Origin of the sequence: Paenibacillus sp. GCM10023250, from assembly GCF_042653205.1 — a bacterium.
Lineage (GTDB): Bacteria > Bacillota > Bacilli > Paenibacillales > Paenibacillaceae > Paenibacillus_Z.
Window position 1 is genome coordinate 1 of sequence record NZ_JBHSHY010000035.1, and the last position, 24,944, is coordinate 24,944.

Consider the following 24,944-nt stretch of genomic DNA (forward strand, 5'->3'; position numbering starts at 1 on the left):
CGAAAGGGCTCAAGAGTATGCTTTCACGTTATTTGGAGCTTTGTTAACCCTTTGGAACCGCCGTATGCGGACCCGCATGTACGGTGGTGTGAGAGGACGGAGGCTAGCCGCCTCCTCCTACTCGATTGTCTTAAAATAGACGGGGAGGCTTCGGCGTTGCGAAGCACGCTGCCCCGGGCACGCGCGGCGACCGTGCCGGCGCCGATCTGACGGCCTGGCTCGCGGCGCTGCCGCCGCGCCTGCCGGGTGGCAGCCCCCGCCTTGTCAGCTCACGTCCTGCGTCCGCTTCCGCGTGCTGAACTGGCTCTCGTACAGGTCGGCGTAGAAGCCGCCCGCCGCGAGCAGCTCCTCGTGCGTGCCCTGCTCGATGACGGTGCCGTGGTTCATGACGAGAATCAGATCGGCGTCGCGGATCGTCGAGAGGCGGTGCGCGATGACGAAGCTCGTGCGGCCCTGCATCAGCTCGCTCATGGCGCGCTGGATGTGGATCTCGGTCCGCGTGTCGACGCTGCTCGTCGCCTCGTCGAGGATGAGGATCGCCGGATCCGCCAAGATCGCGCGGGCGATGGTGAGCAGCTGCTTCTGCCCTTGCGAGATGTTGGACGCTTCCTCGTTCAGGACGGTGTCGTAGCCCTCCGGCAGCGTGCGGATGAAGTGGTCCGCGTAAGCCGCGCGGGCAGCCGCCACGACCTCCTCCTCCGTCGCGCCGATGCGGCCGTAGGCGATGTTGTCGCGGATCGTGCCGTTGAACAGCCACGTGTCCTGCAGCACCATGCCGAACAGGCTGCGCAGGTCGCCGCGCTTCAGCTCGGTCAGCGCCTCGCCATCGATCGTGATGCTGCCGCCGCTCAGCTCATAGAAGCGCATGAGGAGGTTGATCAAGGTCGTTTTGCCGGCGCCGGTCGGGCCGACGATCGCGATCATTTGGCCGGACTTGACGTGAATGTTCATGTCCTCGATCAGCGGCGTGTCGTCCTTATAGCGGAACTGCACATGGTTGAAGCTGACGTCGCCGCGCACCTTGACCGCCTTGCCCGGCGAAGCGTCCTTCGCGTCCGCCGCGAGGGCGGCCGGCTGCGCTGCTTCCGGCACTTCTTCTTCCTCGTCCAGCAGCTCGAAGATCCGCTCCGCAGACGCGATCGTCGACTGGATGACGTTGGCGATTTGCGCCGTCTGCGTGATCGGCATCGCGAACTGGCGGGAGTAGGAGATGAACGCCTGCACGTCGCCGATCGAGATCCGGCTGTGCAGGACGAGAATCCCGCCGGCCACGCTGACGAGGACGTAGCCGATGTTGCCGATGAAGCCCATGACCGGCATGATCATCCCGGAGACGAACTGCGCGCGCCAGCCGGATTCGTACAGCTGGCCGTTGACCTCGTCGAACTTCGCGACGGAGCTCTTCTCGCGGCCGAACGCCTTGACGATGTTGTGGCCTGTGTACATTTCCTCGACGTGGCCGTTGAGCTCGCCGAGTGCCTTCTGCTGGCCTTTGAAATACAGCTGCGACCGCTTCGCGATCATCTTGATCGCCAGGAAGCTGAGCGGCAGCGTGACGATCGTGATGAGCGTCATGATCCAGCTGATCGAGAGCATCATGACGATGACGCCGATCAGCGTGACGAACGAGGTGATGAACTGCGTCAAGCTCTGCTGCAGCGTGCCGCTGATGTTGTCCACGTCGTTGACGGCGCGGCTCAGGATTTCCCCGTGCGTGCGGGAATCGAAGTATTTGAGCGGCAGCCGCTCGAGCTTCTCGTTGACGTCCTTGCGCAGGCCGTAGACGGTCTTCTGCGCGACGCCCGCCATGACGTACTGCTGGATGAAGCCGAACAGGGCGCTGATGAGGTAGAGCACGCCCAGCACGGCGAGCACTTGCCAAATGTAGTGAAAATCGATCTTCGCGCCAGGCGTGCCCTGAATCTTGCCCATGAGGCCCTCGAACAGCTTCGTCGTCGCCTTGCCCATGATTTTGGGGCCGACGATGGAGAATAGCGTGCTGAGCACGGCTGTCAGCAGGACGACAAGCAGCGAGAGGCGATACGGGCGCAGGTAGCCGACCAGGCGGCGAAGCGTGCCTTTGAAATCCTTCGCCTTCTGCACGGGCATGCCCATGGCGCCCGGACCGCGTCCAGGTCCGAAGCCGAAGCCGGGGCCGGGTCCGCCGGGCCGCTGGCCGGGTTTGCCGGGTCCGCCCGGGCCGCCGCCCGCGGTTCCGCGTTGTTGGTCGCTCATGCGATCTCCTCCTCCGATAGCTGTGACGTCACGATTTCGCGGTAGACGGCCGACGAGCGCAGCAGCTCGCGGTGCGTGCCGATCGCGGCCACCTTGCCGTCGTCGAGCACGATGATCCGGTCGGCGTCCATGACGGTGCTGACGCGCTGCGCGACGATGAGGACAGTGGCGTCCGACGTCTCCTCGCGCAGCGCGGCGCGGAGCTTGGCGTCGGTCTTGAAGTCGAGCGCCGAGAAGCTGTCGTCGAACAGGTAGACGGACGGCTTGCGGACGAGCGCCCGCGCGATCGACAGCCGCTGCTTCTGGCCGCCGGACACGTTGGTCCCGCCCTGCGCGATCGGGGATTCGAAGCCGTCCTTCATCTCGGAGATGAAGTCGTACGCCTGCGCCACGACGGCGGCATGGCGGACTTCCTCGTCCGTGGCGTCCGTCTTGCCGAAGCGGATGTTGTCCGCGATCGTGCCGGTGAACAGCACGGCTTTCTGCGGCACGAGGCCAATGCCCGCGCGCAGCTCTTCCTGCGTCAGCTCGCGGACGTCCACGCCGCCGACCGTGATGCTGCCGCCGGTGACGTCGTAGAACCGCGGGATGAGGTTGATCAGCGTCGACTTGCCGGAGCCGGTGCCGCCGATGATGGCGGTCACTTCGCCGGGGCCGGCCGAGAACGAGATGCCGGACAGCGCCGGCATCTCGGCGCCCGGATAGTGGAACGACACGTCATGGAACGCCAGCTCGCCGCGGACGGACGGACGCTTCGCGCCGCCGCGCGCCGGATCGTGGATGTCCGGCACCGTGCCGAGCACTTCGTTGATGCGCACCGCCGAAGCCGACGCGCGCGGGATCATGACGAACATCATCGAAGCGAAGATGAGGGCGAACATGATCTGCCACGCGTATTGGATGAAGGCCATCAGGTCGCCGACCGCCATGTGGCCCTCGTCGATGCGAAGCCCGCCGAACCAGACGATGAAGAGGCTGGCGAAGTTCAGCACGAGCATCATGATCGGCATGAGCGACGCCATGATGCGGTTGACCTTGATCGCGGTGTCCGTCAGGTCCGCGTTCGCGTCGTTGAAGCGCGCTTGCTCATGCTTCGTGCGGTTGAAGGAACGGATGACGCGCATGCCGGTCAAGTTCTCGCGAAGCACGAGGTTCAGCTTGTCGATCTTGACCTGCATCACCTTGAACAGCGGCACGCCGCGGCTGACGACGGCGAAGATGATCAGCGCGAGGATCGGCACGATCGCGATGATGATGAGCGACAGATGGGCGTCCTTGTAGAGCGCCATGATGATGCCGCCGAAGCACATCATCGGTGCCGCGACCATGACGCGCATCATCATCATGAGCACCTGCTGCACCTGCGTGATGTCGTTCGTCGTCCGCGTAATCAGCGAAGCGGTGCCGATCTTATCGAATTCCTGGAGCGAATACTTCTCCACGTGGGCGAACACGCGGCTGCGCAGGTCGCGGCCGAAGGCGCTGGACGACTTCGCGGACAGGAAGCTCGCGCCGATGGAGCAAAGGCCGCCGAGCAGCGCGATGAAGAGCATGAGGCCGCCGATTTTCCAGATATACGGGTTGTCGCCCTTGACGACGCCCTTGTCGACGATGTCGGCGAGCAGCGTCGGCAGGTACAGGTCGGACAGCGACTGGAGAAACACGAACAGCAGCACGAAAAAGACGATCATCCGGTACGGTTTCAGCATGCGAAGCAGTTTGACCATGGGATTCATTCACCTTCTTTGGACGTAGTGGGAGGATTCCAGCTGTTCCTGCACGGGCCGCCGTCCGCCGGTTCGGGATTGCCGCCGAAGAACGCGGCGACGTCGCGCAGCAGCTCGACCAGCTGATGCGCCCGGTCCGAGCCGAGATGCGCGGCGAGCCGGGTCATCCGCTCCTGCATCGCGTCGTGCGCGAGTCCGGTCAGGCGCATGCCTTCCTCCGTCAGCGTGATGCGGACGGCGCGGCGGTCCTGCGGATCGGCGCTGCGCTGGAGCAGCCCCTTGGCGGCGAGCAGGTTGACGCTCTGCGTGATCGTCGGGGAGGCCACGTTCAGCATCGTGCTGAGCTCCGACGCCTTGACGCCGGCTGGATTGCTGGCCGTGGCGCGGCGGATGCAGAATAACGTCATCGTTTCGCTCGGGGTGCAGTTCTCGATCGGGTTGCGGCCGTTCCACGGGAGCTGCCGCAGCTGACGCAGGGCGCGGATGAGCTCGTGCGCGGAAGGGCCAGGGTGTTCGCGGTCATCCTGCATAAGCGGGTACTCCTTTGCTTGCAAAGTAATTTATTTAGCTAACCTAAGTATATGGCGCGGACAGCGAAAGTCAAGAGTCGTTTTTCCGGTAAAGTGCGCCAAGTTGCTATTTATAAAGACGTCTAGTTTTGTGTACAATAGTAGGATAAGAGCGGACCGGCTTCCGTTCGAGGCTGGCGCTTCGAACGGCGCGCTTCCGCTAGAGTGGAGAAAGGTTGGTCGTTATGGAGAACAAGACATCATCCTCTAATTTTATCAGGAACATCGTGGGCGACGACCTGCAGTCCGGCAAGGTGAGCGAGGTCATCACCCGCTTCCCGCCGGAGCCGAACGGCTACCTGCACATCGGGCACGCGAAATCGATCTGCCTCAACTTCGAGCTGGCCGACGAGTTCAAGGGCAAGACGAACCTGCGCTTCGACGATACGAATCCCGTGAAGGAAGATACCGAATACGTGGACGCGATCCAGGAGGACGTCCGCTGGCTCGGCTTCGAGTGGGACGACCTGCGCTTCGCCTCGGATTATTTCGAGGAGCTGTACAACCGCGCGGTGCTGCTGATCAAGAAGGGCAAAGCCTACGTCGACGATCTGACCGCCGAGCAAATGCGCGAAATGCGCGGTACCCTGACGCAGCCGGGCCAAAACAGCCCGCACCGCGACCGGAGCGTCGAGGAGAACCTCGACCTGTTCGCCCGCATGCGCGCCGGCGAATTCAAGGACGGCGAGCGCGTGCTTCGCGCCAAGATCGACATGGCGTCGCCGAACATCAACCTGCGCGACCCGGCGCTGTACCGCATCGCGCACGCCCATCATCACCGCACGGGCGACGCGTGGAAGATTTACCCGATGTACGACTACGCGCACCCGATCAGCGACGCGATCGAAGGCGTGACGCATTCCGTCTGCACGCTGGAATTCGAAGACCACCGGCCGCTCTACGACTGGGTCATCGAAGAATGCGAGATGTCGGCGAAGCCGCGCCAGTACGAATTCGCCCGCCTGAACGTGACGAACACGATCATGAGCAAGCGCTACTTGAAAATGCTCGTGGACCAAGGCGTCGTCGAAAGCTGGGACGATCCCCGCATGCCGACGATCAGCGGCCTGCGCCGCAAAGGCTTCACGCCGGAAGCGCTGCGCGCGTTCTGCCGCGAGATCGGCGTCGCCCGCGCGTACAGCGTCGTCGACGAGCGCATGCTGGAATTCTTCATCCGCGAGGACCTCAAGCTGAAGGCGCCGCGCACGATGGCCGTGCTCGACCCGCTGAAGGTCGTCATCACGAATTACCCGGAAGGGCAGACAGAGCTGCTGGACGCCGAAAACAACGCGGAGAACGAAGCGATGGGCATCCGCCAAATCCCGTTTTCGCGCGAAATCTACATCGAACGCGACGACTTCATGGAGAACCCGCCGAGCAAGTATTTCCGGCTGTTCCCGGGCAACGAGGTCCGGCTGAAGAACGCGTATTTCATCAAATGCGAGGACGTCGTCAAGGACGCGGACGGCAACGTGACCGAGCTGCGCTGCACGTACGATCCCGAGACGAAGAGCGGCACCGGCTTCACCGGCCGCAAGGTCAAGGGGACGATCCACTGGGTGGAAGCGTCGCAGGCCGTGCCGGCGGAATTCCGCCTGTTCGAACCGCTGCTGCTCGACGACGAGGCTGACGGGGACAAAGAGTTCCTCGATCGCGTCAACCCGAACTCGCTCACGACGCTGCAGGGCTTCGTCGAGCCGAACATGAAGGACGCCAAGGGGCAGGACAAGTTCCAGTTCTTCCGCCACGGCTACTTCAACGTCGACCCGAAGCATACGACGCCGGAGCGGATCGTGTTCAACCGCATCGTATCGCTGAAGAGCTCGTTCGACCCGAAAGCGTGACGCTGCGAGGCCGGCGGGCGGAGTGCCGGCAGGCAGAGAAGGGCCGTTCCCATGGGTGGGGGCGGTCCTTTTTGGTTGGTTTGGGGGGCGGTGCCGGGGCGAGGCGGAGGGGCCGCCGCAAGGTCGGGGCATGTACGGTACGAGGTGCCGTTCTTGGCCGGGAAATCGCGGAATGGAGCGCATGTACGGTACGAGGTGCCGTTCTTGGCCGCCGTGAGACGGGTTGACGGCTCCGGGCTTTCTTCACAATCCTTTCGCCGCCCTCTATACTGGAGAAAACGCGCGTTAAGCGACAACGAAGCGGAAGGGGCGTCATGCGCATGAGAGTGGAGGAAGTGACCGGTATCATCCTCGCGGGCGGACGGAGCTCGCGGATGGGACGCAACAAGGCGCTGCTGCCGGTGGGCGGCAAGCCGCTGCTGCGGCATATCGCGGAGGCGATGCTCGCCGCCGGCTTGAAGCGCATCGTCGTCGCCTGCGGCCCGGCGGAGCGCGCGGACGAGTACGGGCCGCTGCTCGCGGGATTGCCGGTCGAGGTCGGCTTCGCGGCCGACCGCTTCCCGGACGGCGGGCCGCTCGCCGGCCTGCATGCCGCGCTGGACGCGCTGCCGGCGCCCGGCTACGGCTTCGCGACGGCCTGCGACATGCCGGCAATATCGGCGCCGCTGCTGGCGCGGCTGCTCCGGGCCGCGGAGGCGGCGGGCCCGGGCAGGGCGGAATGGGCCGCCACCGTCCCCGCCGCCGGCGCCGTCGGCGGCCCCGCGCCGGCTTCCGTGGGCGGCCCGCAGCTGATCCGCGCGGCGGGGCAGCCCTTCCACGCGCTGTACCATACGAGCTCGGCCGCGGAGCTGGCGGCGCGGCTGGCGCGCGGGGACCTGCGCGTCATGGCGCTCGCCGGCGCGCTGCGGACGCTCGAGCTGACGCCGGACGCGGACGAGGAAGCCGCGTTCGCGAACCTCAACACGCCGGACGCGTACGAACGGTACGTCCGTGCCGGCGAATAACCGAAAGCCCCTTGACCGCAAGCGGAAGCATCCGCGCGGATTAAGGGGCTTTGTCGATCCCGGCCGGGTCGAGCAGGCTCAGGCGCGGCATTCAAGCCGTTACGAAGCGACGCTGCCCGGCACGTTCGCGTCGACGCGGGCTTTGCCGCCGCTGCCGATCCATGATTTTTTCCACGAGCCTTGGATCAGGAAGATGAGCGCGACGCACAGCGCCGCGACGCCGCTGATGATCAGGAAGCCGGGCGCGTACGAGCCGGTGGACAGCTTCAGGTTGCCGAGCAGCTTAGGCAGGAAGTAGCCGCCGAGTCCGCCGGCCGCGCCGACGATGCCGGTCACGATGCCGATCTCGTTCTGGAAGCGGAGCGGGACGAGCTGGAACACGGAGCCGTTGCCCATGCCGAGCGCCATCATGCCGACGAACAGCAGCACCAGGATGACAGGGAGCGCCGGCAGCGACGAGATGCACGCCATCATGAGCGCGGCGGCGCCGTAAAGCAGCATCAGCATGCGGATGCCGCCGATCCGGTCGGCCAGCCAGCCGCCGACGGGGCGGAAGAAGCTGCCGGCAATGACGCACAGAGTCGTGAAGTCGGCCGCCCGCACGGGGCTCAGGCCGTACTGGGTGTTGAAGAAGATGGTCAAGTAATTGGACATGCCGACGAAGCCGCCGAAGGTGACGCCGTAGAAAATGCAGAACAGCCACGTGTCGCGCTGCCGCAGCACGGCGCCGTAGTCGGACAGCTTGCGCGGCGCGGGCTGGTTCGGGCTGTCCTTCGCCAGGAGGGTGAAGACGACGAACACGATGACGATCGGGATCAGCGCGAGGCCGAAGACGACGTGCCACGTGCCGAAATGCTGCGCGATCCGGTTCGCGAACAGCGTCGAGAACACGGTGCCGCTGTTGCCGGCGCCGGCGATGCCCATCGCGAGGCCCTGGTATTTCGGCGGGTACCAGCGGCTTGCGAGCGGCAGGGCGGCGGCGAACGAAGCGCCGGCGACGCCGAGCATGAGGGCGACGCCGTACAGCTCGTTCAAGGAATCGACGAACTTCCAGCCCCAGACGAGCGGGACCATCGTCAGCAGCAGCCCGAGCTGGCCGGTCCGCTTCGGCCCGATGACGTCCGTAAGGTAGCCGAGCACGAGGCGCAGCACCGAGCCGCCGAGGACGGGCAGCGCGACGAGATTGGCCTTCTGGGCGGCGTCCATTGGGAAGTCGCCCATAATGACGACGGCGAGCGGCCCGAGCAGCGACCAGACCATAAAGCTCAAATCGAAATACAGAAACGCGCTCAACAGCGAAGGGCCGTGTCCGCTCTTCAAGAAACTTTTGCGATCCATCATCCTGCAAAACTCCTCTCCATGGTTGGCGTTGCTTCTCTCTCTATCTCATCATTCCCGCGTTGCCCGGAACAACCATAAAAGGCCGCATCGCAGTCCGAAGAACTGCAACGCGGCCTCATTGCCACCCGGCTGCACGTCGGTGTGCGCGCCGGTTCATTCGTGATCCACATCATTGTGATCTTGTTTGCATTATAGAGGCGGCCGAAAACGAATGTCAATATACCTGACACAAATTACTTGAAAAAATAACGAGAGCCGCAGCCGCCCGGTTTACCCGTGAATGAGCTGGTAGACCTTGACGATCGACGCCGAGATATCCCCGATCCGCTTGCGCTCGTTCATCGCCTGCTTGCGGAGGAAGTCGTACGCTTCCGCTTCCGTAATCCCTTTGACCTCGCACAGCACGGCCTTCGCCTGGTCGATCCACTTGCGCTCTTCGATCCGCTGCAGGAGCTGCTCGCGCTCTTCCGCCCAGCGCCTGCGCTGCTGGAACGTGCGGACGCCCCATTGAAGCGCGATCTTCGTCTCGCGGGCGCCCATGGTAGCAAACAGGATGCCGTCGAGCGTGTAGCCCCAATCGACGTCCGGCGGGACGTCCCCGTCCGGGCAGAGCCACAGCGTCGGCAGCCGGCGCATGCCGGCGACGGCGGATTGCCAGCCGGCGAGCGCCGCGGCCGGGACGTGCAGCACGACCGCGTCGGCGGCGCCGACGGCGGCGCGGGCTTCGCCCTCGCTGGCCGCCCGGTGCAGCGATTTGCAGCAGCGCCGCAGATTGTCCGCGGCTGCGGGCGGCGTTTCGTTCTCAAGCAACAGAATCGACTTCACGGATCTTCACCTCGCTAAACTGGGGCTTAAGCGCTCGTGGCAGGATGTTGATTATGAATGTAACGTTTGATTACACGAATTCGGGCGGGATTGCGCGCCCCCGGAAAGGCTTCCTCTATGTATTATGAATTGGGCAGGGTTTTCGTGTCAAGATAGTTGACATATATCTTAATGCGATCTATAATCGGGTCAACGATCTTCGATCCGACGGCACAACGGCGTGCCCTTACGATCCGGCAATGGAGCCTATCCCGAGCGTCTTGTTTTCTTTGACGCGGGGATGGGCTTTTTATGGTTTCATCCGTGTTGTCACCGAAGCTTCGCCCTCATTTTACGTTTAGGAGAGATCGCCATGAAGAAGAAGTTGGTCATGATCGGAAACGGAATGGCGGGCGTCTCGTTCGTCGAACAGCTGCTGAAGCTGAACCCGGGCCGGTACGACATCTCGATTATCGGCGCGGAGCCGCATCCGAACTATAACCGCATTATGCTCTCGTCCGTCCTCGCCGGCGATGCCGGTCTGAACGAGATCGTGCTGAACGACTGGGACTGGTACCGCGATAACGGCATCGCGCTGCATGCCGGAGAGGAAGCGGTCGCGGTGGACGCCGTGAAGCGCGAGGTGCGGACGGACCGCGGCGCGGTGCTGCCGTACGATGAGCTCGTGTTCGCGACGGGCTCGCTGCCGTTCATGCTGCCGCTGCCCGGCGCCGACAAGGAAGGCGTTATCGCATTCCGCGACATCAAGGACTGCGAGACGATGATGGAGGCGGCGAAGCGATACCGCAAGGCGATCGTGATCGGCGGCGGCCTGCTCGGCCTCGAGGCGGCGCGCGGCCTGCTCCATCTCGGCATGGAGGCGGCCGTCGTGCATAACAGCCCGTTCCTCATGAACCGGCAGCTCGACGAGACGGCCTCGCGCATGCTGCAGGCGGAGCTGGAACGCCAGGGCATGACATTTCTGCTGAATAAGCAGTCCGCCGCCATTACGGGCGATTCTCGCGTTGCCGGCCTGACGTTCGCGGACGGGACGCACGCGGAAGCCGATCTGATCGTCATGGCGGTCGGCATCCGGCCGAACGCGGGCTTGGCGGCGCGCAGCGGCGTCTTGGTGAACGCGGGCATCGTGGTGAACGACTACATGGAGACGAATCTCCCGCATGTCTACGCCGTCGGCGAGTGCGCGGAGCACCGCGGCGTGGCGTACGGCCTCGTGGCGCCGCTTTACGAGCAGGGGGCGGTGCTGGCCAAGCGGCTCGCGGGCGCGGAAACCGCGGGGTACGCGGGCTCGGTGCCGTCGACGAAGCTGAAGGTGTCCGGCGTGAACGTCTTCTCGGCGGGCCGGTATACCGACGGCCCCGGCACGAAGGCGCTTCGCGTTCAGGACGACCTGGACGGCATTTATAAGAAAGTCGTGTTCGAGAACGGCCGCGTCGTCGGCGCGGTGCTGTTTGGCGATACGAGCGACGGCTCGAAGCTGTTCGCGGCAATTCGCAGCGGGAAGGACTACACGGGCCTCGAACGGGAGCTGCTGTTCGGCCCGTCCGGCGGAGGCGGCAAGTCCGGGGGAACGGAAGATCTCGCGGCGGCGATGAGCGGCGATGAGATTGTCTGCGGCTGCAACGGCGTGACGAAGGATACGCTCGTGGAAGCCATCACGGAGAAGGGCTGCGTCAGCGTGCCTGAGCTGAAGGCGTGCACGAAGGCGTCCGGCGGCTGCGGCGGCTGCAAGCCGCTCGTGGAAGCGATCCTGACGTCGACGCTCGGCGCCGACAAGGTGGCGGCGGTCAAGGAGGGCATCTGCGGCTGCACCAAGCTGACGCGCGACGAGGTCGTCGGCGCCATCCGGCAGATGCGCCTCACGACGACGAAGGAAGCGATGCATGTGCTGGAGTGGAGCAATCCTGAGGGCTGCTCCAAGTGCCGGCCGGCGCTCAACTATTATATCGGAATGGCGTTCCCCGAGGAGCACGAAGACGAACAGGAGTCCCGCTTCGTCAACGAGCGCAGCCACGCCAACATTCAGAAGGACGGCACGTTCTCCGTTGTCCCGCGGATTTACGGCGGCGTGACGACGCCGGAGGACTTGAAGCGGATCGCGACGGTCGCGGAGAAATACCATGTCCCGCTCGTTAAGATTACCGGCGGCCAGCGGATCGACCTGCTCGGCGTGAAGAAGGAAGACCTGCCGGGTATGTGGAAGGACCTCGACATGCCGTCGGGGTACGCGTACGGCAAATCGCTTCGCACGGTCAAGACGTGCGTCGGCAATACCTTCTGCCGCTTCGGCACCCAGGACGCGATCAAGATGGGTGTCGACCTGGAGAAAAAATTCGAGCGGCTCAATACGCCGCATAAAGTGAAGCTCGCCGTATCGGGCTGCCCGCGCAACTGCGCGGAGGCGACGATCAAGGACCTCGGCGTCGTCGCGATCGACGGCGGCTGGGAGCTGCACGTCGCGGGCAACGGCGGCACCCGGGTCCGGGCGGCGGACCTGCTGACGAAGGTGAAGACCGAGGAAGAGGTGCTGGAGTGGACCGGTGCCTATCTCCAGTACTACCGCGAAACGGCGAATTACTTGGAGCGCACGAGCGAGTGGTGCCAGCGCGTCGGACTCGATACGATCAAGGCGGCGCTCGCGAACAAGGAAGACCGCGACGCGCTGAACGCCCGCATCGACACGACGCTGGGGCTGACGCGGGATCCGTGGAAGGAGATCATCGAGAACGCCGACCTGCACAGCGCATTCGAGGCGCTGACGGCTCCGGCGGGCGCGTCCGGTGCGGCGGACGCGAAGTGACGGGGCTACGGACCGCAAAGCGTGCTGATGCGGCACGGTTGCGGCGTGGCCACGGCGCGGCCGACGATAGCCGGCGATGAAGCAACTTGGCGATGACGGCAACCGGACGGACGATACAGAGAAGCGCTGCCGCCCCGGCGGCAGCCGCGAAAAGGAGCGGAGACGCGATGAGCGAAATAATTGTGGGCCATATTGACGAGTTTCCCGCGCTGACGGGACGCATTTTCCGGATGGAAGGCTTCGAGCTGGCGCTGTTCAAGCTGTCCGACGGCACGGTCCGGGCGGTGGAGAACCGCTGTCCGCATAAGGGCGGACAACTCTCCGAGGGCATCGTCTGCGACCATCACGTCTACTGCCCGCTGCATGATTGGAAGATCGACCTGCGCGACGGGCTCGTGCAGGCGCCCGACGAAGGCTGCGTGACGGCGTACCGGGTCGAGGTGGACGAGGACGGCAACGTCGTGTTGTTTCTGAAGGAAGAAGCGGAAGCGAAGGTGTCCTAGGCCGCGGCAGGCGGGCGAGGCGTCGGAGGCGCGCGCGAGCGGTCTCCACGTCCGCGCAATCAGATGACGGCGGATCGAACCAAGACGGGAGGCGGCGGAAATGGCGAGACTGGAAGGGAAGACGATAGCGGTGACGGGCGCGCGCAAGGCGGAGGAGTTCGAGAGGATGGTAGCCAAATTCGGCGGGACGATGGTGCTCCGTCCGGCGCAGGGCGACGTGTTCCTCGACGACGCCGGAATCGAAGAGCAGCTGCGCGGGCTGATCGCCCGTCCGGCCGATTGGCTGGTGCTCACGACCGGCACGGGGACCGAGGCGCTACTGGAGGCGGCGGACCGGCTCGGGCTTCTCATGCCGTTTCTCGCGGCGCTCGGGCGGATGCGCATCGCGGCGCGCGGCTATAAGACCGTGAACGCGCTGCGCAAATACGGCCTGGCACCGGACGTGCGCGACGACGACGGCACGACGGCGGGGCTGCTGCGCGCGATGGGGCAGCGCAGTCTCGCCGGCGCGCGGATCGCGCTGCAGCTGTACGGCGACCCCGCGCCGCGGCTCACGGGCGAGCTTGCCGCCCGCGGCGCCGTCTGCGAGGAGCTGCTGCCGTACCGCCATCTGCCGCCGGAAGGCGGCGTGCTCCGGCAGCTGCTGGGCGAGATCGCCGGCCGGCGCGTGGACGCCGTCGCCTTCACGAGCACGGCGCAGGTCCGCTGCGTGATGGGCCTTGCCGCCGAGCTGGGCGTGCTGGACGCAGTGCGCGAGGCGTTCGCCGGGGACGTGCTGGCGGCGTCCGTCGGCAAGGTGTCGGCCGAAGCGCTGCGCGAGGAAGGCGTGGAGCGGGTGCTGTATCCCGAGGAGGAGCGGATGGGCAGTCTGATCGTGGCGCTTGGGAAGTATTTCGGCGCCGCGGGCGGCCATCACGTGGCGTAAGGAGCCGCGCGAAGAGAGCCGGCGCAGGCAAGCAAACGGCCGGCTCTCGGCCGCTCGCCGGCGGCCATAGGCCGCGACACAAAAGGGAATTGACGGGCAGCCTTGTTCCGTGTTATTCTAATTCCAACAAAGTTGGTAGGAATTATTGGAATAAGGTGGTGCCGAGATGAATCATCCCATAACGATCCGGAGCGGCGAGCTCGAGCTGTCCGGCGTGCTTCAATATCCCGTCGTGCCGGAGGGCGCGAAGTGCGGGAACAAATATCCGCTGGTCATCATCTGCCACGGCTTCATCGGCAACCGGATGGGCACGGACCGGCTGTTCGTGGAAGCGGCGGATCGGCTGACGCGCAGCGGCTATCTCGTGCTCCGCTTCGATTATGGTGGCTGCGGAGAGAGCGGCGGCGACTACGGCGGCGGCGGGCTGGACGTGCTCATCGAGCAGACCCGCACGGTCATCGACTATGCGTCGTGCCTCGACCTGGTGGATTCGGAGCGGGTGAGCCTGCTCGGCCACAGCCTGGGCGGCGCGGTCGCGGTGCTGACGGCGGCGCGGGATTCGCGGGTAAAGTCGCTCGTGCTGTGGGCGCCGGTCGCGCATCCGTTCATGGATATTCGCAATATCATCGGAACCAAGGCGATCGAGGAGATCGAGAATGCCGGCAAGACCGACTATATGCACTACGAGCTCACGAAGCGCTTCGCGGATTCGCTGGCCCAATACCAGCCTCTCACGGAGCTGCGCGGCTTCGGCGGCGACGTGCTGATCGTGCACGGAACGGCCGATACGGTCGTCCCGGTCGACTACTGCTTCCTCTATCAGAAAATGTTCTGGCTCCGCAAGGAAGGCAACTGCGACAAAGAGGTCATTTTGCAAGGGGATCATTCCTTCTCGAGCAAAGCCTCGCGCGACGAGCTGTTCGATATCTCGCTGCGCTGGATCGACGCGGTCGGCAAGCGCCGCAGCGATTGGAGCCTGTGGACGATCTGACGGGGATTCCCGGCAATCGGCCGTCTTGGACCTGCATGGTCGAAGGCGGCTTATTCGCGTATCCGGGTGGATCCGCATGCGCGTATCCCGCTTGAAATCGGCCGTCCATCGCATCCTCGTTTCGTACTCCGATCGAGCCGTTTTTGCCGCGGATGCAACAATTCCGGCGTCTGCATTCGTCGGTTAGGGTAACACTATACCTAACTACGACGAAACGAGTGGTGGTTGAAATGAGAAAGCTTATGCTGGCTGCGCTGGCGTTGTCGGTCGTCCTTGCGGGGGGCTGCGGCACCTCCGGCGGCAGCGGCGGTACGGCGGGCGAGACGAATCCGGGGAACGGCCCAGCATCAGGCAACGGCGGGAGCGCAGGCACGGGCCATAACGGGGCGCAGCCGCCCTCGCAGCCGACGGCCGAAGAGCTGCTCGCGCAGCGGGTGGCGAAGATGACGCTGGACGAGAAGCTCGGCGAGATGCTTATCGCCGGCCTCGACGGCACGGCGCCGAGCGAGCGGACGAAGCTCATGATCCAGGAGCAGCATGTAGGCGGCTTCATTTTCTATAAGAACAACGTCACGACCCCCGCGGGCGTGGCCGCATACGTCAATCAGCTGAAGGCGTGGAACAAGGCCAATCCCGCGCCGCTCTTCATCTCGGTAGACCAAGAGGGCGGACGCGTCAGCCGGCTGCCCGGCCTTCGGAACATCCCGCCCGCCCGGACCATCGGCGATACGGGCGATACGGCGTACGCGCAGCAGATCGGCGCCGCGCTCGGCGAAGCGAGCAAGCTGATGGGCTTCAACGTCGATTTCGCCCCGGTGCTCGATATCAACAGCAACCCAGACAACCCCGTCATCGGCGACCGTTCCTTCGGCACGACGCCGAAGCGCGTGACCGATATGGGCCTCGCTGCCCTGGAGAGCATCCGCGGGCAGGGCGTCGTGCCGGTCGTGAAGCATTTTCCGGGCCACGGGGATACCTCGGTGGATTCCCATCTGGAGCTGCCCGTCGTGAACAAAACGCTGGCGCAGCTGAAGGCGTTCGAATGGGTGCCGTTCCAGGCGGCCGTGGAGGACGGGGCCGACATGGTGATGGTGGCGCATATTCTGTTCCCGAAGATCGACCCGTCGCATCCGGCGTCCCTGTCGAAGACGATCATCACGGACGAACTGCGCAGCGAGCTCGGGTTCCAGGGCGTCGTCATCACCGACGACATGACGATGGGCGCGATCTCCGAGCATTACGGCCTGGCCGAAGCCGCCGTGACGTCGGTGAAGGCCGGCAGCGACATCATCCTGCTCGCGCATGGGTACGAGGATGCCAAGACGGTGATCGCCGCGCTGAAGCAGGCCGTGCGGGAGGGCTCGATTACGCAGCAGCGCATCGACGAAAGCGTGACGCGCATCCTGGCGCTCAAGCAGCGCTACAAGCTGAGCGATGCGGCGATTCCTCCGAAGCCGGACGTGAGCGGCGTGAACGACATCATCAAGCGGGCCGTGTCGGCGCACTGACCGGACCGCCCCGCGCCCGCGTCAGGGCCGCGCGAAGCCGATCCCTAGCGGTCCCCGTGGCCGCCTGCGGGAACGGCTTATTTTTTGCAAATCCGGGGGAACCTACAGTATACTGACCGGAGCCGGGATGCAAGACGCAAGGGTCAAGGAGGGGCAATCATGCCAGTCATCGATGAAAGCATCGTGTCGCTGCTCGATCAGAACATCGACACGATCAAAGGCAAGAACGGAACGATCATTCTCGTGGGGCCGATCCGGCTGCCCGTCAATCTCGACGGCGAAACCGTCGTATTCCAATGGTATTGCTGGCTGCCGTGCAAGGATCTCGTCCACACGGAAGGCGGCTGCAAGGAGAAGGAGCGGACGGAATTCATCATCGAGCAGCTGTCGGCCTCCAATCTGGCGGAGAAGCAGCAGTCGAGCGTGCTCGTCCACGGGGATTTCGCGAACGCGGAGGACGCGCTCATCCGGATGCACAGCATCTGCCATACGGGCGATATTTTCGGAAGCAAGCGCTGCGATTGCGGCTACCAGCTGCACCAATCCATGAAAATGATCGCTTCGCACGGCGCCGGGGCGTTGTTCTACCTGGCGAATCACGAGGGGCGCGGCATCGGGCTGTTCAGCAAGGCGATGGCGTACCTGCTGCAGGAGAAAGGCTACGACACGGTCGACGCGAACCTGGAGCTGGGCTTCAAGGACGATTCACGGAGCTACGACGATACGCTGGTCGTGCTGAAGCATTTGCGCAGCAAGCCGGTCACGCTGATCACGAACAATCCGCGCAAGCTGGAGGCGCTCAAAACGTCCGGCCTGAACGTCGAAGGCCGGGTGCCGCTGTGGGGCGACGTCTCGGAATTCAACCAAAAATATTTGCAAACGAAGGTGAACCGCTCCGGCCATTTCGGCGAGGAACAGTCGGTTCGCCGGCCCTAAGGCCGCGGGGGAAGTGCTCCGGCGCCGGACGGAGCGCGCGCGCGGGATCGCGAGGAGTGGACAGCTTAGGCTGTCCGCTCCTCTTTTTTGTGCGCGGGAAACGTTTAACCGGCGGGCGAAGATGAAAGACTGATAGCATCGCGTTACAAAAAACCAATCATGTTTGGCGGCGCATCGTCGTATCTATTAGTATTCCGGCCAATCTGGGGTACCGGAAACGATAGGATAGGGTGGTGTGCCGATTGGCAAAAACGATGGTTTACCCGCATCGGGGCGACGTGAAGGGCGTCGTCCGGGTTCCTCCGTCCAAGTATCATTTGCACCGCGCGCTCATCTTCGGTTCCCTGGCGGACGGAGAGACGGTCATCCGCGGCAAGTCCGGCGCGCTGCACATCAAGGACACGCTCCATTCGCTGCAGGATTTCGGCATCGCGGTGAAACCGGCCGAGGACGGCTACAGGGTCACGGGCGCGCCGTACAAGCCTCGCAGCGGCAGGATTCGGGTCGGCAGCTCCGGCTCGACGCTGCAATTCATGCTCGGGCTGGGCAGCCTGTCCGAAGGCCGCCCGGCTACATACGACGGGCATAAGGCGCTCCGGGAACGGCCGATCGGCCCGCTGCTCGAGGCGCTCGGCGCCATCGGAATCGGCTGGCAGGCCGACCGGCACAAGATGCCGGTCACGATCGCGCCCGGACGGCCGCGCGGCGGGCTCGTCCAAGTGGCGGGCACGCTCAGCCAGTGGATCTCCGGCCTGCTGATCGTGGCGCCGTTCGCCGCCGCGGACACGGTGATCGAGGCGCTGCCGCCGGTCAACGAGCTGACGTACGTCCGGCTCACGATTCAGATGATGCGGCAGTTCGGCATCGTCGTCGAAGAGGATCCGAGCGGCGCGAAATGGCGGGTACCCGCGGGACAGACGTACCGGGCGACGGAAATCGCGATCGAGCCGGATCTGTCGTCGTCAGCGTTTCTGCTCGCGCTCGCCGCGCTCTACCCGGCGGACCTGACGCTGCAGGGCATCGCGGGCAAAGGCACGCATCCGGAAAACCGGGTGCTCGAGATCGTCGAGGAGCTGGGCATACCGCTGGCGTACGATCCGGCCGGCGAGGGGCTGCGCATCCGCCACGCCGGCATCCGGCCGACGAGCGGCCTCGAGATCGACATGCGGGACATCCCGGACCTGATTCCGGTGTTGTCCGTCGTCGCGGCGCTGTCGCGGGGCCAGACGGTGCTGCGCAACATCGGCCCGGGCCGGATGAAGGAATCGAACCGCGTCAAGGCGATGCTGCAGCTGAACAAGATGGGCGCGCGCATCGAGGAGATCGGGGACGACCTCGTCATCGAAGGCGTCGAACGGCTGCGGGGCGCCGCGATCTCCACGTACAACGACCACCGCGTCCAGATGGCGTTCACGCTCGCGGCTCTCCGGTCGGAGGACGGGGTCAGCACATTGACGTACCCGAACGCGTACCGGATCTCGTACCCCGAGTTCTTCCGGCATTTGGAGGCGGTCGGGGTGAACGTCCGCGAGCCGGCGCTTAGCCGCTGAAGCGGATCGGCGCCATCAGGAGCAACTCTATCTAGGCAATCCAAGCGCCAGGCGGCTCCGGCGCGTTCCCGGCGTATCGCCGCGGAAGGCCGGAGCGGCGCACTGGCGCCACTTCAAGCACAAGCAGAGGAGTTCGAATCGGGATGAAGACGGATAACAGGCTGGACCACGACTATTTGTTTCTGAACCGGCTGGAGCGGGCGGATGCCCGGAAGACCGCGGTCGTCGACTTGAACGGCGGCCGTCCGGCCGCGCTGACCTTCGGCGAGCTGAATGAGCTGAGCGACCGCGCCGCGCAAGGGCTGATCGAGCTCGGGGTGGAGGCGGGCGAGAACGTCGCCTACCTGCTGCCGAACGGGTGGGAATTCGTCGTCCTGACGCTCGCGATCTGGAAGGCGGGAGCGGTCGCCTGCCCGATGCTGCCGGCGCTGCGGGAGCGGGAAATCCCGTTCATCATGCGCAAGTCGCAGAGCAAGGTGCTGATCATCGCGGAGGAGCATAAGGGCTTCCGCTACGGCGAGCTGATCGCGCGCATCCTCGGCGAGCTGCCGGGCATGCGGTCGCTGATCACGGTCAAGCCGGGCAGTCCTTCCCGCCGGAAGACAAGCCTCGGCGGCCTAGCCGCCCAGGCGCCGGACCGCGCGCGGCTCGCGCGGCGGCGGCCGGGCGCGGACGCGGCTTCGCAGCTGCTCTTCACGTCGGGCACGACGGGCGAGCCGAAGGGCGTCGTGCATAAGCACGGGACGCTCGGCCACGGCGTAGCCGCGCACGTGGAGACGCTCGGGCTGACCGCGGATGACCGGATCTGGATTCCGTCGCCGATGGCCCATCAGACCGGCTTCCTGTACGGCATGTCGCTCGCGCTCTATCTCGGAGCGACCCAGATCTGTCAGTCGGTCTGGCAGATGGAGACGGCCCGCGCCGCCATCGAAGAGCACGGCGCGACGTTCGTGCAGGCGGCGATGCCGTTCCTGGCCGATCTGACGCGCGAGAGCGACCCGCCGAAAGGACTGGCCGCGTTCGTCGCCACGGGCGCGCCGGTGCCGCGCAAGCTGGCGCAAGAAGCGGCGGACAAGCTGAGCTGCAAGGTCGTCGGCGGCTGGGGCTCGACCGAGTCATGCATGATCAGCGTCGGCAGCGTGCAGGCGTACGGCGAGGCGTCCTGGAATACGGACGGACGAGCCATCGCGGGCCGCGACATGAAGGTGACCGACGAGGAGGGGCGGACGCTGCCGCCGGGCAAGGAAGGGCTGTTCAAAGTCAGGACGCCCGCCATGTTCACCGCGTACCTCGACCATCCGGAATGGTATGAAGCGGCGGTGGATTCGGACGGCTACTTCAATACCGGCGACCTGGCGGTCATCGACGAAGAGGGCAACCTCCGGCTGACGGGCCGGGTGAAGGACATTATTAACCGCGGCGGCATGAAGGTGCCGGTCGCAGAGGTCGAGAACGTGCTGTACCAGATGGACCGGCTGCGGGACGTCGCGATCGTCGGCATGCCGGACGAGCGGCTCAACGAACGGATCTGCGCGTACGTGTCGCTGCGCAGCGCCGAGGATACGATCCGGCTGGACGAGCTGACGGCGTATCTCAAGTCGCAGGGCGTCGCCAAGATCTACTGGCCGGAGCGGCTCGAGGTCATCGGCGACATGCCGCGCACGACGACGGGCAAGATCCAGAAATATATGCTGCGGCAAGCGATCGCGGACAAGCTGGGCGCCGAGCTGCAGTGGACGAGCCGGGCGGAATGAACCCGCCCGCGCGTCCGGCCGCTCGCGCCGGCTTTGCGCGCATCGCGGGGCCGAATTAACGTTGGAGAGGTAGGGACATATGGAAGAGACGGCGTTTCTTAGTTTGAAGGACGAAGTGGAGCGTTACGTGCACGGCCGGCTGCGGGAGCTGTCGGAGCGGATCGAGGAGACCGGGGAATGCGGCCCGGATGTGTGGGCGGAGCTGCGCGAGCGCGGCTATTTGCGCCTGGCGGCGCCCGAAGCGTACGGCGGCCGGGGCTTGAGCTTCACGCAGTATTTGCAGCTGCTGGAGCTGTTCTCGCAGTCGCACGGCTCGATCCGGATGATCGTGCACGTCATTAACGGCGTGTGGCGGCCGATCGATTTTCTCGCGACCGAGGCGCAGCGCGAACGGTTCGTGAAGCCGCTCGTGCGCGGCGAGATCAGCGTCGCGTTCACGCTGACGGAGCCGAACGCAGGCTCCGGGGCGGATATCGAGACGTCCGCGCGCCTGGAAGGCGGCGAATACGTCCTGAACGGGGAGAAGTGGCTCATCACGTTCGGCGACACCGCGGACTATCTCATGCTTTATTGCCGGATGGAAGGGACCCGCGGCTACGACGGGACGATGGCGCTGCTCGTGCCGCGCACGGCCCCCGGCGTCGAAATCAGGCTCATGCCGCCGACGCTCGGGCTGACGGGCACCGGCCACGCGCATATCGTATTGAAGGACGCGCGCGTGCCCGCGGCCAATCTGCTCGGCGATATCGGCCAAGGGCTCGCGGGCGCGCTGAACGGCTTCCTCGACCCGAGCCGGGTGTGCGTCGGCATGACGTGCGTAGGGCTGGCGCAGCGGGCGTTCGACCTGGCCGTCATGCGGAGCAATGAGCGGGTGACGTTCGGCAAGCCGCTCAGCCAGCGGCAGGTCGTGCAGACGTGGATCGCCGAGATGGCGACGGACATCGAGGCCGCCCGGCAGCTCGTCATGCACGCGGGCCGGCTGAAGGACGCCGGCGCGCTCACGCCGCCGCCCGCCTCGATGGCGAAGCTGTACGCGCTCGAGATGCTGCAGCGGGTAACGGACAAGGCCCAGCAGATCTGGGGCGGCATCGGGTATTTCAAAGGCTACGAGATCGAGCGCATCTACCGCGACGCGCGGGCGCAGAAGTTCGAGGAAGGCACGGCGGAGATTCAGAAGGCGGTCATTGCCAAGCATATTTTGGCGGAAAGGTGATGGCGCGATGATACCAAAGCTCTTGCTCCGGCCGGGCCGGATCGGCACGCTCGCGCTCGACCACCGGATGCTGATGGGGGCGATGCACCTCGGCATCGAAGGAGACCGCTCGCAGCTCGGCCAGCTCGCGGCGTTCTACGAGGAGCGGGTGCGCGGCGGCGCGGCGCTCATCATGACGGGCCATGCGGCCGTCCTGCCGGAAGGCGGGGGGCACGGCATGTACGACCTGACCGCGCCGGACCACCGCGAGCAGCTGCGCGAGCTGGCAGGCCGGATCCGCGCGGCGGGCGGCAAGCTCGCCCTGCAGCTGACGCACACGGGCCGGTACGCCCGCTCCGAAGAGACCGGGCTCGCGCCGCAGGCGCCGAGCGCGATCGCATCGCGGCTGACGCGCGAGACGCCGGAAGCCATGACGCCCGCCGACATCGCGCGCGTGCTGGACGCGTTCGCCGAGGGCGCGCGGTTCGCGCGGGAAGCGGGGTTCCACGCGGTCGAGATCATGGGCTCCGAAGGCTACCTGCTGAACGAATTCATGTCCCCGCTCACGAACGCGCGGACCGACGCGTACGGCGGCACGCTCGAGGGGCGCATCCGGATGAGCGCCGAGGCCGTCGCGCGCATCCGGGAGCGGGTTGGGCGGGAATTCCCCGTCATCTTCCGCATGTCCGGCGACGACTGCATGGACGGCAGCACGACGCCGGCCGAGACGCTCGCGCTCGCCCGGGCGCTCGAGCGCGCCGGGGCGGACGCGCTCAACGTCGGCATCGGCTGGCATGAATCGCGGCTGCCGACCGTCGGGGCGACCGTGCCTCCGGGGGCGTTCGCCCACGTCGTCGGCGCCGTTCGCGCGGCGGTCGGCATCCCGGTCATCGGGGCGAACCGCCTCCATACGCCGGAGGCGGCCGAGCAGGCGCTCGCCCGGGGCGACATGGATTTCGTCGCGCCGGCCCGGCCTTGGCTCGCCGACCCTGCGTTCGCGCGGAAGATCATGCAGGCCGACCGCGACGGGCTGAACGTCTGCCTGGCCTGCAACCAGGCGTGCCTCGACCGGGCGTTCGCGCGCCAGACGGTCGGCTGCCTGGTGAATCCGCGGGCCGGCCGGGAGGCGGAGCCGTTCGTCCGCGCGGCCGCGCCGCTGACGGTCGCCGTCGTCGGCGGCGGGGTCGCGGGGCTGCAGGCGGCCAAGACGGCCGCGGAGCGGGGGCATGCCGTCACGCTGTTCGAGGCGCGCGACCGGCTCGGCGGGCAATTTCTGCTCGCCTCGCGGATTCCCGGCAAGGCCGTGTTCCGCGAGACGCTGCGCTATTATACGGTGGCGCTCGACCGGCTCGGCGTCGACGTGCGCACGAACGCGTCGCCATCCGCGGACGAGCTGCGGGCGTTCGACCGGGTGGTCGTCGCCACGGGCGTGCAGCCATACGTGCCGGAGACGCTGGCGGGCGCGGACCTGCCGATGGTGTGCACGTACGCGGAGCTGCTGGCCGGCGGGCGGCCGCTCGGGCGGCGCATCGTCGTCGTCGGCGGCGGCGGCATCGGCAGCGACGTCGCCCACTACATCGCCGAGACGGCGGCGCTCCGGCCGGACGTGCACGCGTTCTTCGCGGAGCGTGGGTACGCGGCCGCGCCGGCTCATGCGGCGCCGGTCCGGATTACGCTCGTGTCGCGTTCGGAGAAGGTCGCCAAGGGCGTCGGGGTGACGACGCGCTGGGTGCTGCTCGACGAGCTGAAGCGCCGGGGCGTCGATGTGCTGAAGGGCTACCGCTGCCGCGCCGTCGTTCCCGGCGGCGTCTGGGTGGAGAACGACGCGGAGGCACGTTTCCTGGAGGCGGATCAGGTCGTGCTGTGCACGGGCCAGCGGCCGCGGACGGAGTGGATGGACCTGCTGCGGGAGGGCGGCCGGCAGCCGGACGTGGTCGGCGGCGCCAGCGACGCGGCGGAGCTGAACGCGGCGCGCGCGATCCGGCAGGCGTACGAGGCCGCCATGACGTTATAAGGCTGACAGGCTTCACGGACAAGAGGGATCGATAACGAGTGCGAGAGGAAGCGATAGCAGTGACGGAATCGTTTAAAGGCAAGAAGGTACTGATTACGGGCAGCTCGCGGGGCATCGGGCGGGCGACCGCCCTCGCGTTCGCGAAGGCGGGCGCGGACGTCGCCATCCATTACCGGCGGGACGAGGAAGCGGCGAAGGAGACGGCCGACGAAGCGCGGCGCTATGGCGGGCACGTGCTCGTCTGCAAGGCGGAGCTGGAGTCGTCGGCGGAGATCGACGCCATGTTCGATACGATCGCAAGCGAATGGGGCGCGCTCGACGTCTTCATGGCGAACGCCGCGGCGACCGCGTTCAAGCCGATCATGGAGACGAAAGATTACCACGTCGACCGGACGTACCAGGTCATCGTGAAGAGCGTCCTGCACGCGGTGCAGCGCGCGGTGCCGCTCATGGAAGGCCGGCCGGGGCGGATCATCACCGTGTCCAGCCTGGGCAGCCAGTTCACGCTGCCGAACTACTCCAACATCGGCTCGGCCAAAGCGGCGCTGGAGTCGCTGACCCGCTACCTGGGCGCGGAGCTCGGCCCGAAGGGCATTACGAGCAACGCCATCTCGCCGGGCGTCGTCGAAACGGATTCCGTGCGCTTCTATGCCAAGGAGCGCTTCGAGACGTTCAAGGCGAACGTGACGCGCCGCACCCCGCTCGGCCGGCTGACGCAGCCGGAGGACGTTTCGGGCGTCGCGTTGTTCCTGGCGAGCGAGGCAGCCGGCTTCATCACGGGCCAAGTGCTCTCCGTCGACGGCGGCCTGACGCTGGTCTCATACGACATCGACGGCAATTGAGGGCGCGCGCGGGGCGGCGGTGCGGCCGCTTTCGGGATCGGCCGGAGCCGGCCCGGCGGGGATACCGGCCCGGCACCCGGGCTCGGATTCGATTCTGGGCCAGATCCGGAGCCGAGCCGGAGCCGATCTGGAGTCGAATTCAGAAGGACGCCAGAGCCAACCCGGTGCCGCATCCGAACCGCCCGAACGTCCCAAAACGACCGAATTTCGGCAGGAGCCGGAATCGGTCTTTTTTGGCGTTGGGCTGGCAAGCGCGTCTAGAGCGGCGGCGTGGCAGGCGCGGCGCGCGATACGGTCACTCGCCGGGTATCAGGAGGGATGGCGCCGGCTCGGGGAAGCTGTTCATAGGGAACGCCGGCAGCAAGCCTATCGGCGTGGGCGGTG

18 protein-coding genes are annotated in these 24,944 nt (G+C 65.9%); 13 read left to right on the top strand and 5 right to left on the bottom strand.

From position 1 onward, the window contains the following. Nucleotides 1–264 precede the first annotated feature (264 nt). The 3 genes from ACFPB1_RS21335 to ACFPB1_RS21345 are packed head-to-tail and all read right to left on the bottom strand — an operon-like array spanning nucleotide 265 to nucleotide 4,492. Nucleotides 265–2,235, bottom strand: coding sequence for an ABC transporter ATP-binding protein (locus ACFPB1_RS21335; protein ID WP_379228124.1), 1,971 nt, complete (start codon nucleotides 2,233–2,235; stop codon nucleotides 265–267). Continuing rightward, entirely contained in the window at nucleotides 2,232–3,962 is a 1,731-nt protein-coding gene (locus ACFPB1_RS21340; protein ID WP_379228125.1) for an ABC transporter ATP-binding protein, read from the bottom strand. The genes ACFPB1_RS21335 and ACFPB1_RS21340 overlap by 4 nt, the downstream gene beginning before the upstream one ends. A 5-nt stretch (nucleotides 3,963–3,967) precedes the next feature. Continuing rightward, nucleotides 3,968–4,492, bottom strand: coding sequence for a MarR family winged helix-turn-helix transcriptional regulator (locus tag ACFPB1_RS21345; protein WP_379228126.1), 525 nt, complete (start codon nucleotides 4,490–4,492; stop codon nucleotides 3,968–3,970). 224 nt (nucleotides 4,493–4,716) lie between these two features. On the opposite strand from ACFPB1_RS21345, the gene ACFPB1_RS21350 reads away from it, so the two are divergent. Next, on the top strand, nucleotides 4,717–6,375 hold the full coding sequence (locus ACFPB1_RS21350) for a glutamine--tRNA ligase/YqeY domain fusion protein (protein WP_379228127.1): 1,659 nt from the start codon (nucleotides 4,717–4,719) through the stop codon (nucleotides 6,373–6,375). 320 nt (nucleotides 6,376–6,695) lie between these two features. Beyond that, nucleotides 6,696–7,379 (top strand): molybdenum cofactor guanylyltransferase, encoded by a 684-nt coding sequence (gene mobA / locus ACFPB1_RS21355; protein WP_379228128.1) that lies wholly within the window; start codon nucleotides 6,696–6,698, stop codon nucleotides 7,377–7,379. Nucleotides 7,380–7,478: 99 nt separating this feature from the next. Here mobA and ACFPB1_RS21360 read toward each other — a convergent pair whose 3' ends face one another. After that, on the bottom strand, nucleotides 7,479–8,717 hold the full coding sequence (locus ACFPB1_RS21360; RefSeq protein ID WP_379228169.1) for a nitrate/nitrite transporter: 1,239 nt from the start codon (nucleotides 8,715–8,717) through the stop codon (nucleotides 7,479–7,481). Between the two features lie 273 nt (nucleotides 8,718–8,990). After that, entirely contained in the window at nucleotides 8,991–9,545 is a 555-nt protein-coding gene (locus tag ACFPB1_RS21365; RefSeq protein WP_379228130.1) for an ANTAR domain-containing response regulator, read from the bottom strand. A 352-nt stretch (nucleotides 9,546–9,897) separates the two neighbouring features. Between ACFPB1_RS21365 and nirB the strand changes: the two genes are divergently transcribed. The 11 genes from nirB to ACFPB1_RS21420 all read left to right on the top strand — a co-directional run bounded on the left by nirB (nucleotide 9,898) and on the right by ACFPB1_RS21420 (nucleotide 24,560). After that, entirely contained in the window at nucleotides 9,898–12,345 is a 2,448-nt protein-coding gene (nirB, locus tag ACFPB1_RS21370; protein WP_379228131.1) for a nitrite reductase large subunit NirB, read from the top strand. Between the two features lie 167 nt (nucleotides 12,346–12,512). After that, a complete protein-coding gene (gene nirD, locus ACFPB1_RS21375) occupies nucleotides 12,513–12,848 on the top strand; it encodes a nitrite reductase small subunit NirD (protein WP_379228132.1) in 336 nt (111 codons plus the stop codon). A 100-nt stretch (nucleotides 12,849–12,948) separates the two neighbouring features. Then, the gene (locus ACFPB1_RS21380) at nucleotides 12,949–13,773 is read left to right on the top strand and encodes a uroporphyrinogen-III synthase (RefSeq protein ID WP_379228133.1); all 825 of its coding nucleotides are present in this window, start codon (nucleotides 12,949–12,951) and stop codon (nucleotides 13,771–13,773) included. A gap of 166 nt (nucleotides 13,774–13,939) precedes the next feature. Continuing rightward, nucleotides 13,940–14,764, top strand: coding sequence for an alpha/beta hydrolase family protein (locus tag ACFPB1_RS21385; protein ID WP_379228135.1), 825 nt, complete (start codon nucleotides 13,940–13,942; stop codon nucleotides 14,762–14,764). 230 nt (nucleotides 14,765–14,994) lie between these two features. Next, nucleotides 14,995–16,272: a beta-N-acetylhexosaminidase gene (gene nagZ, locus ACFPB1_RS21390; RefSeq protein WP_379228137.1), complete on the top strand. Its 1,278-nt coding sequence runs from the start codon at nucleotides 14,995–14,997 to the stop codon at nucleotides 16,270–16,272. A 159-nt stretch (nucleotides 16,273–16,431) separates the two neighbouring features. Further along, nucleotides 16,432–17,208 (top strand): GTP cyclohydrolase II, encoded by a 777-nt coding sequence (locus tag ACFPB1_RS21395; RefSeq protein WP_379228138.1) that lies wholly within the window; start codon nucleotides 16,432–16,434, stop codon nucleotides 17,206–17,208. A gap of 242 nt (nucleotides 17,209–17,450) precedes the next feature. Then, complete coding sequence (gene aroA, locus ACFPB1_RS21400; protein ID WP_379228139.1) at nucleotides 17,451–18,758, top strand: 3-phosphoshikimate 1-carboxyvinyltransferase; 1,308 nt, start codon at nucleotides 17,451–17,453, stop codon at nucleotides 18,756–18,758. Nucleotides 18,759–18,901: 143 nt separating this feature from the next. After that, nucleotides 18,902–20,512: an AMP-binding protein gene (locus ACFPB1_RS21405; protein WP_379228140.1), complete on the top strand. Its 1,611-nt coding sequence runs from the start codon at nucleotides 18,902–18,904 to the stop codon at nucleotides 20,510–20,512. A 79-nt stretch (nucleotides 20,513–20,591) separates the two neighbouring features. Further along, nucleotides 20,592–21,725 (top strand): acyl-CoA dehydrogenase family protein, encoded by a 1,134-nt coding sequence (locus ACFPB1_RS21410; RefSeq protein WP_379228141.1) that lies wholly within the window; start codon nucleotides 20,592–20,594, stop codon nucleotides 21,723–21,725. Between the two features lie 7 nt (nucleotides 21,726–21,732). Continuing rightward, nucleotides 21,733–23,718, top strand: a complete 1,986-nt coding sequence (locus ACFPB1_RS21415; protein ID WP_379228142.1) for an FAD-dependent oxidoreductase — start codon at nucleotides 21,733–21,735, stop codon at nucleotides 23,716–23,718. 59 nt (nucleotides 23,719–23,777) lie between these two features. Then, nucleotides 23,778–24,560, top strand: a complete 783-nt coding sequence (locus tag ACFPB1_RS21420) for an SDR family oxidoreductase (RefSeq protein WP_379228143.1) — start codon at nucleotides 23,778–23,780, stop codon at nucleotides 24,558–24,560. Nucleotides 24,561–24,944: the final 384 nt, after the last annotated feature.

What these genes read in the sequence shown, in the direction of transcription:
- ACFPB1_RS21335 (WP_379228124.1), bottom strand. Translation starts at nt 2,235, where the DNA reads ATGAGCGACCAACAACGCGGAACCGCGGGCGGCGGCCCGGGCGGACCC.
- ACFPB1_RS21340 (WP_379228125.1), bottom strand. Translation starts at nt 3,962, where the DNA reads ATGGTCAAACTGCTTCGCATGCTGAAACCGTACCGGATGATCGTCTTT.
- ACFPB1_RS21345 (WP_379228126.1), bottom strand. Translation starts at nt 4,492, where the DNA reads ATGCAGGATGACCGCGAACACCCTGGCCCTTCCGCGCACGAGCTCATC.
- ACFPB1_RS21350 (WP_379228127.1), top strand. Translation starts at nt 4,717, where the DNA reads ATGGAGAACAAGACATCATCCTCTAATTTTATCAGGAACATCGTGGGC.
- mobA (WP_379228128.1), top strand. Translation starts at nt 6,696, where the DNA reads ATGAGAGTGGAGGAAGTGACCGGTATCATCCTCGCGGGCGGACGGAGC.
- ACFPB1_RS21360 (WP_379228169.1), bottom strand. Translation starts at nt 8,717, where the DNA reads ATGGATCGCAAAAGTTTCTTGAAGAGCGGACACGGCCCTTCGCTGTTG.
- nirB (WP_379228131.1), top strand. Translation starts at nt 9,898, where the DNA reads ATGAAGAAGAAGTTGGTCATGATCGGAAACGGAATGGCGGGCGTCTCG.
- nirD (WP_379228132.1), top strand. Translation starts at nt 12,513, where the DNA reads ATGAGCGAAATAATTGTGGGCCATATTGACGAGTTTCCCGCGCTGACG.
- ACFPB1_RS21380 (WP_379228133.1), top strand. Translation starts at nt 12,949, where the DNA reads ATGGCGAGACTGGAAGGGAAGACGATAGCGGTGACGGGCGCGCGCAAG.
- ACFPB1_RS21385 (WP_379228135.1), top strand. Translation starts at nt 13,940, where the DNA reads ATGAATCATCCCATAACGATCCGGAGCGGCGAGCTCGAGCTGTCCGGC.
- nagZ (WP_379228137.1), top strand. Translation starts at nt 14,995, where the DNA reads ATGAGAAAGCTTATGCTGGCTGCGCTGGCGTTGTCGGTCGTCCTTGCG.
- ACFPB1_RS21395 (WP_379228138.1), top strand. Translation starts at nt 16,432, where the DNA reads ATGCCAGTCATCGATGAAAGCATCGTGTCGCTGCTCGATCAGAACATC.
- ACFPB1_RS21405 (WP_379228140.1), top strand. Translation starts at nt 18,902, where the DNA reads ATGAAGACGGATAACAGGCTGGACCACGACTATTTGTTTCTGAACCGG.
- ACFPB1_RS21410 (WP_379228141.1), top strand. Translation starts at nt 20,592, where the DNA reads ATGGAAGAGACGGCGTTTCTTAGTTTGAAGGACGAAGTGGAGCGTTAC.
- ACFPB1_RS21415 (WP_379228142.1), top strand. Translation starts at nt 21,733, where the DNA reads ATGATACCAAAGCTCTTGCTCCGGCCGGGCCGGATCGGCACGCTCGCG.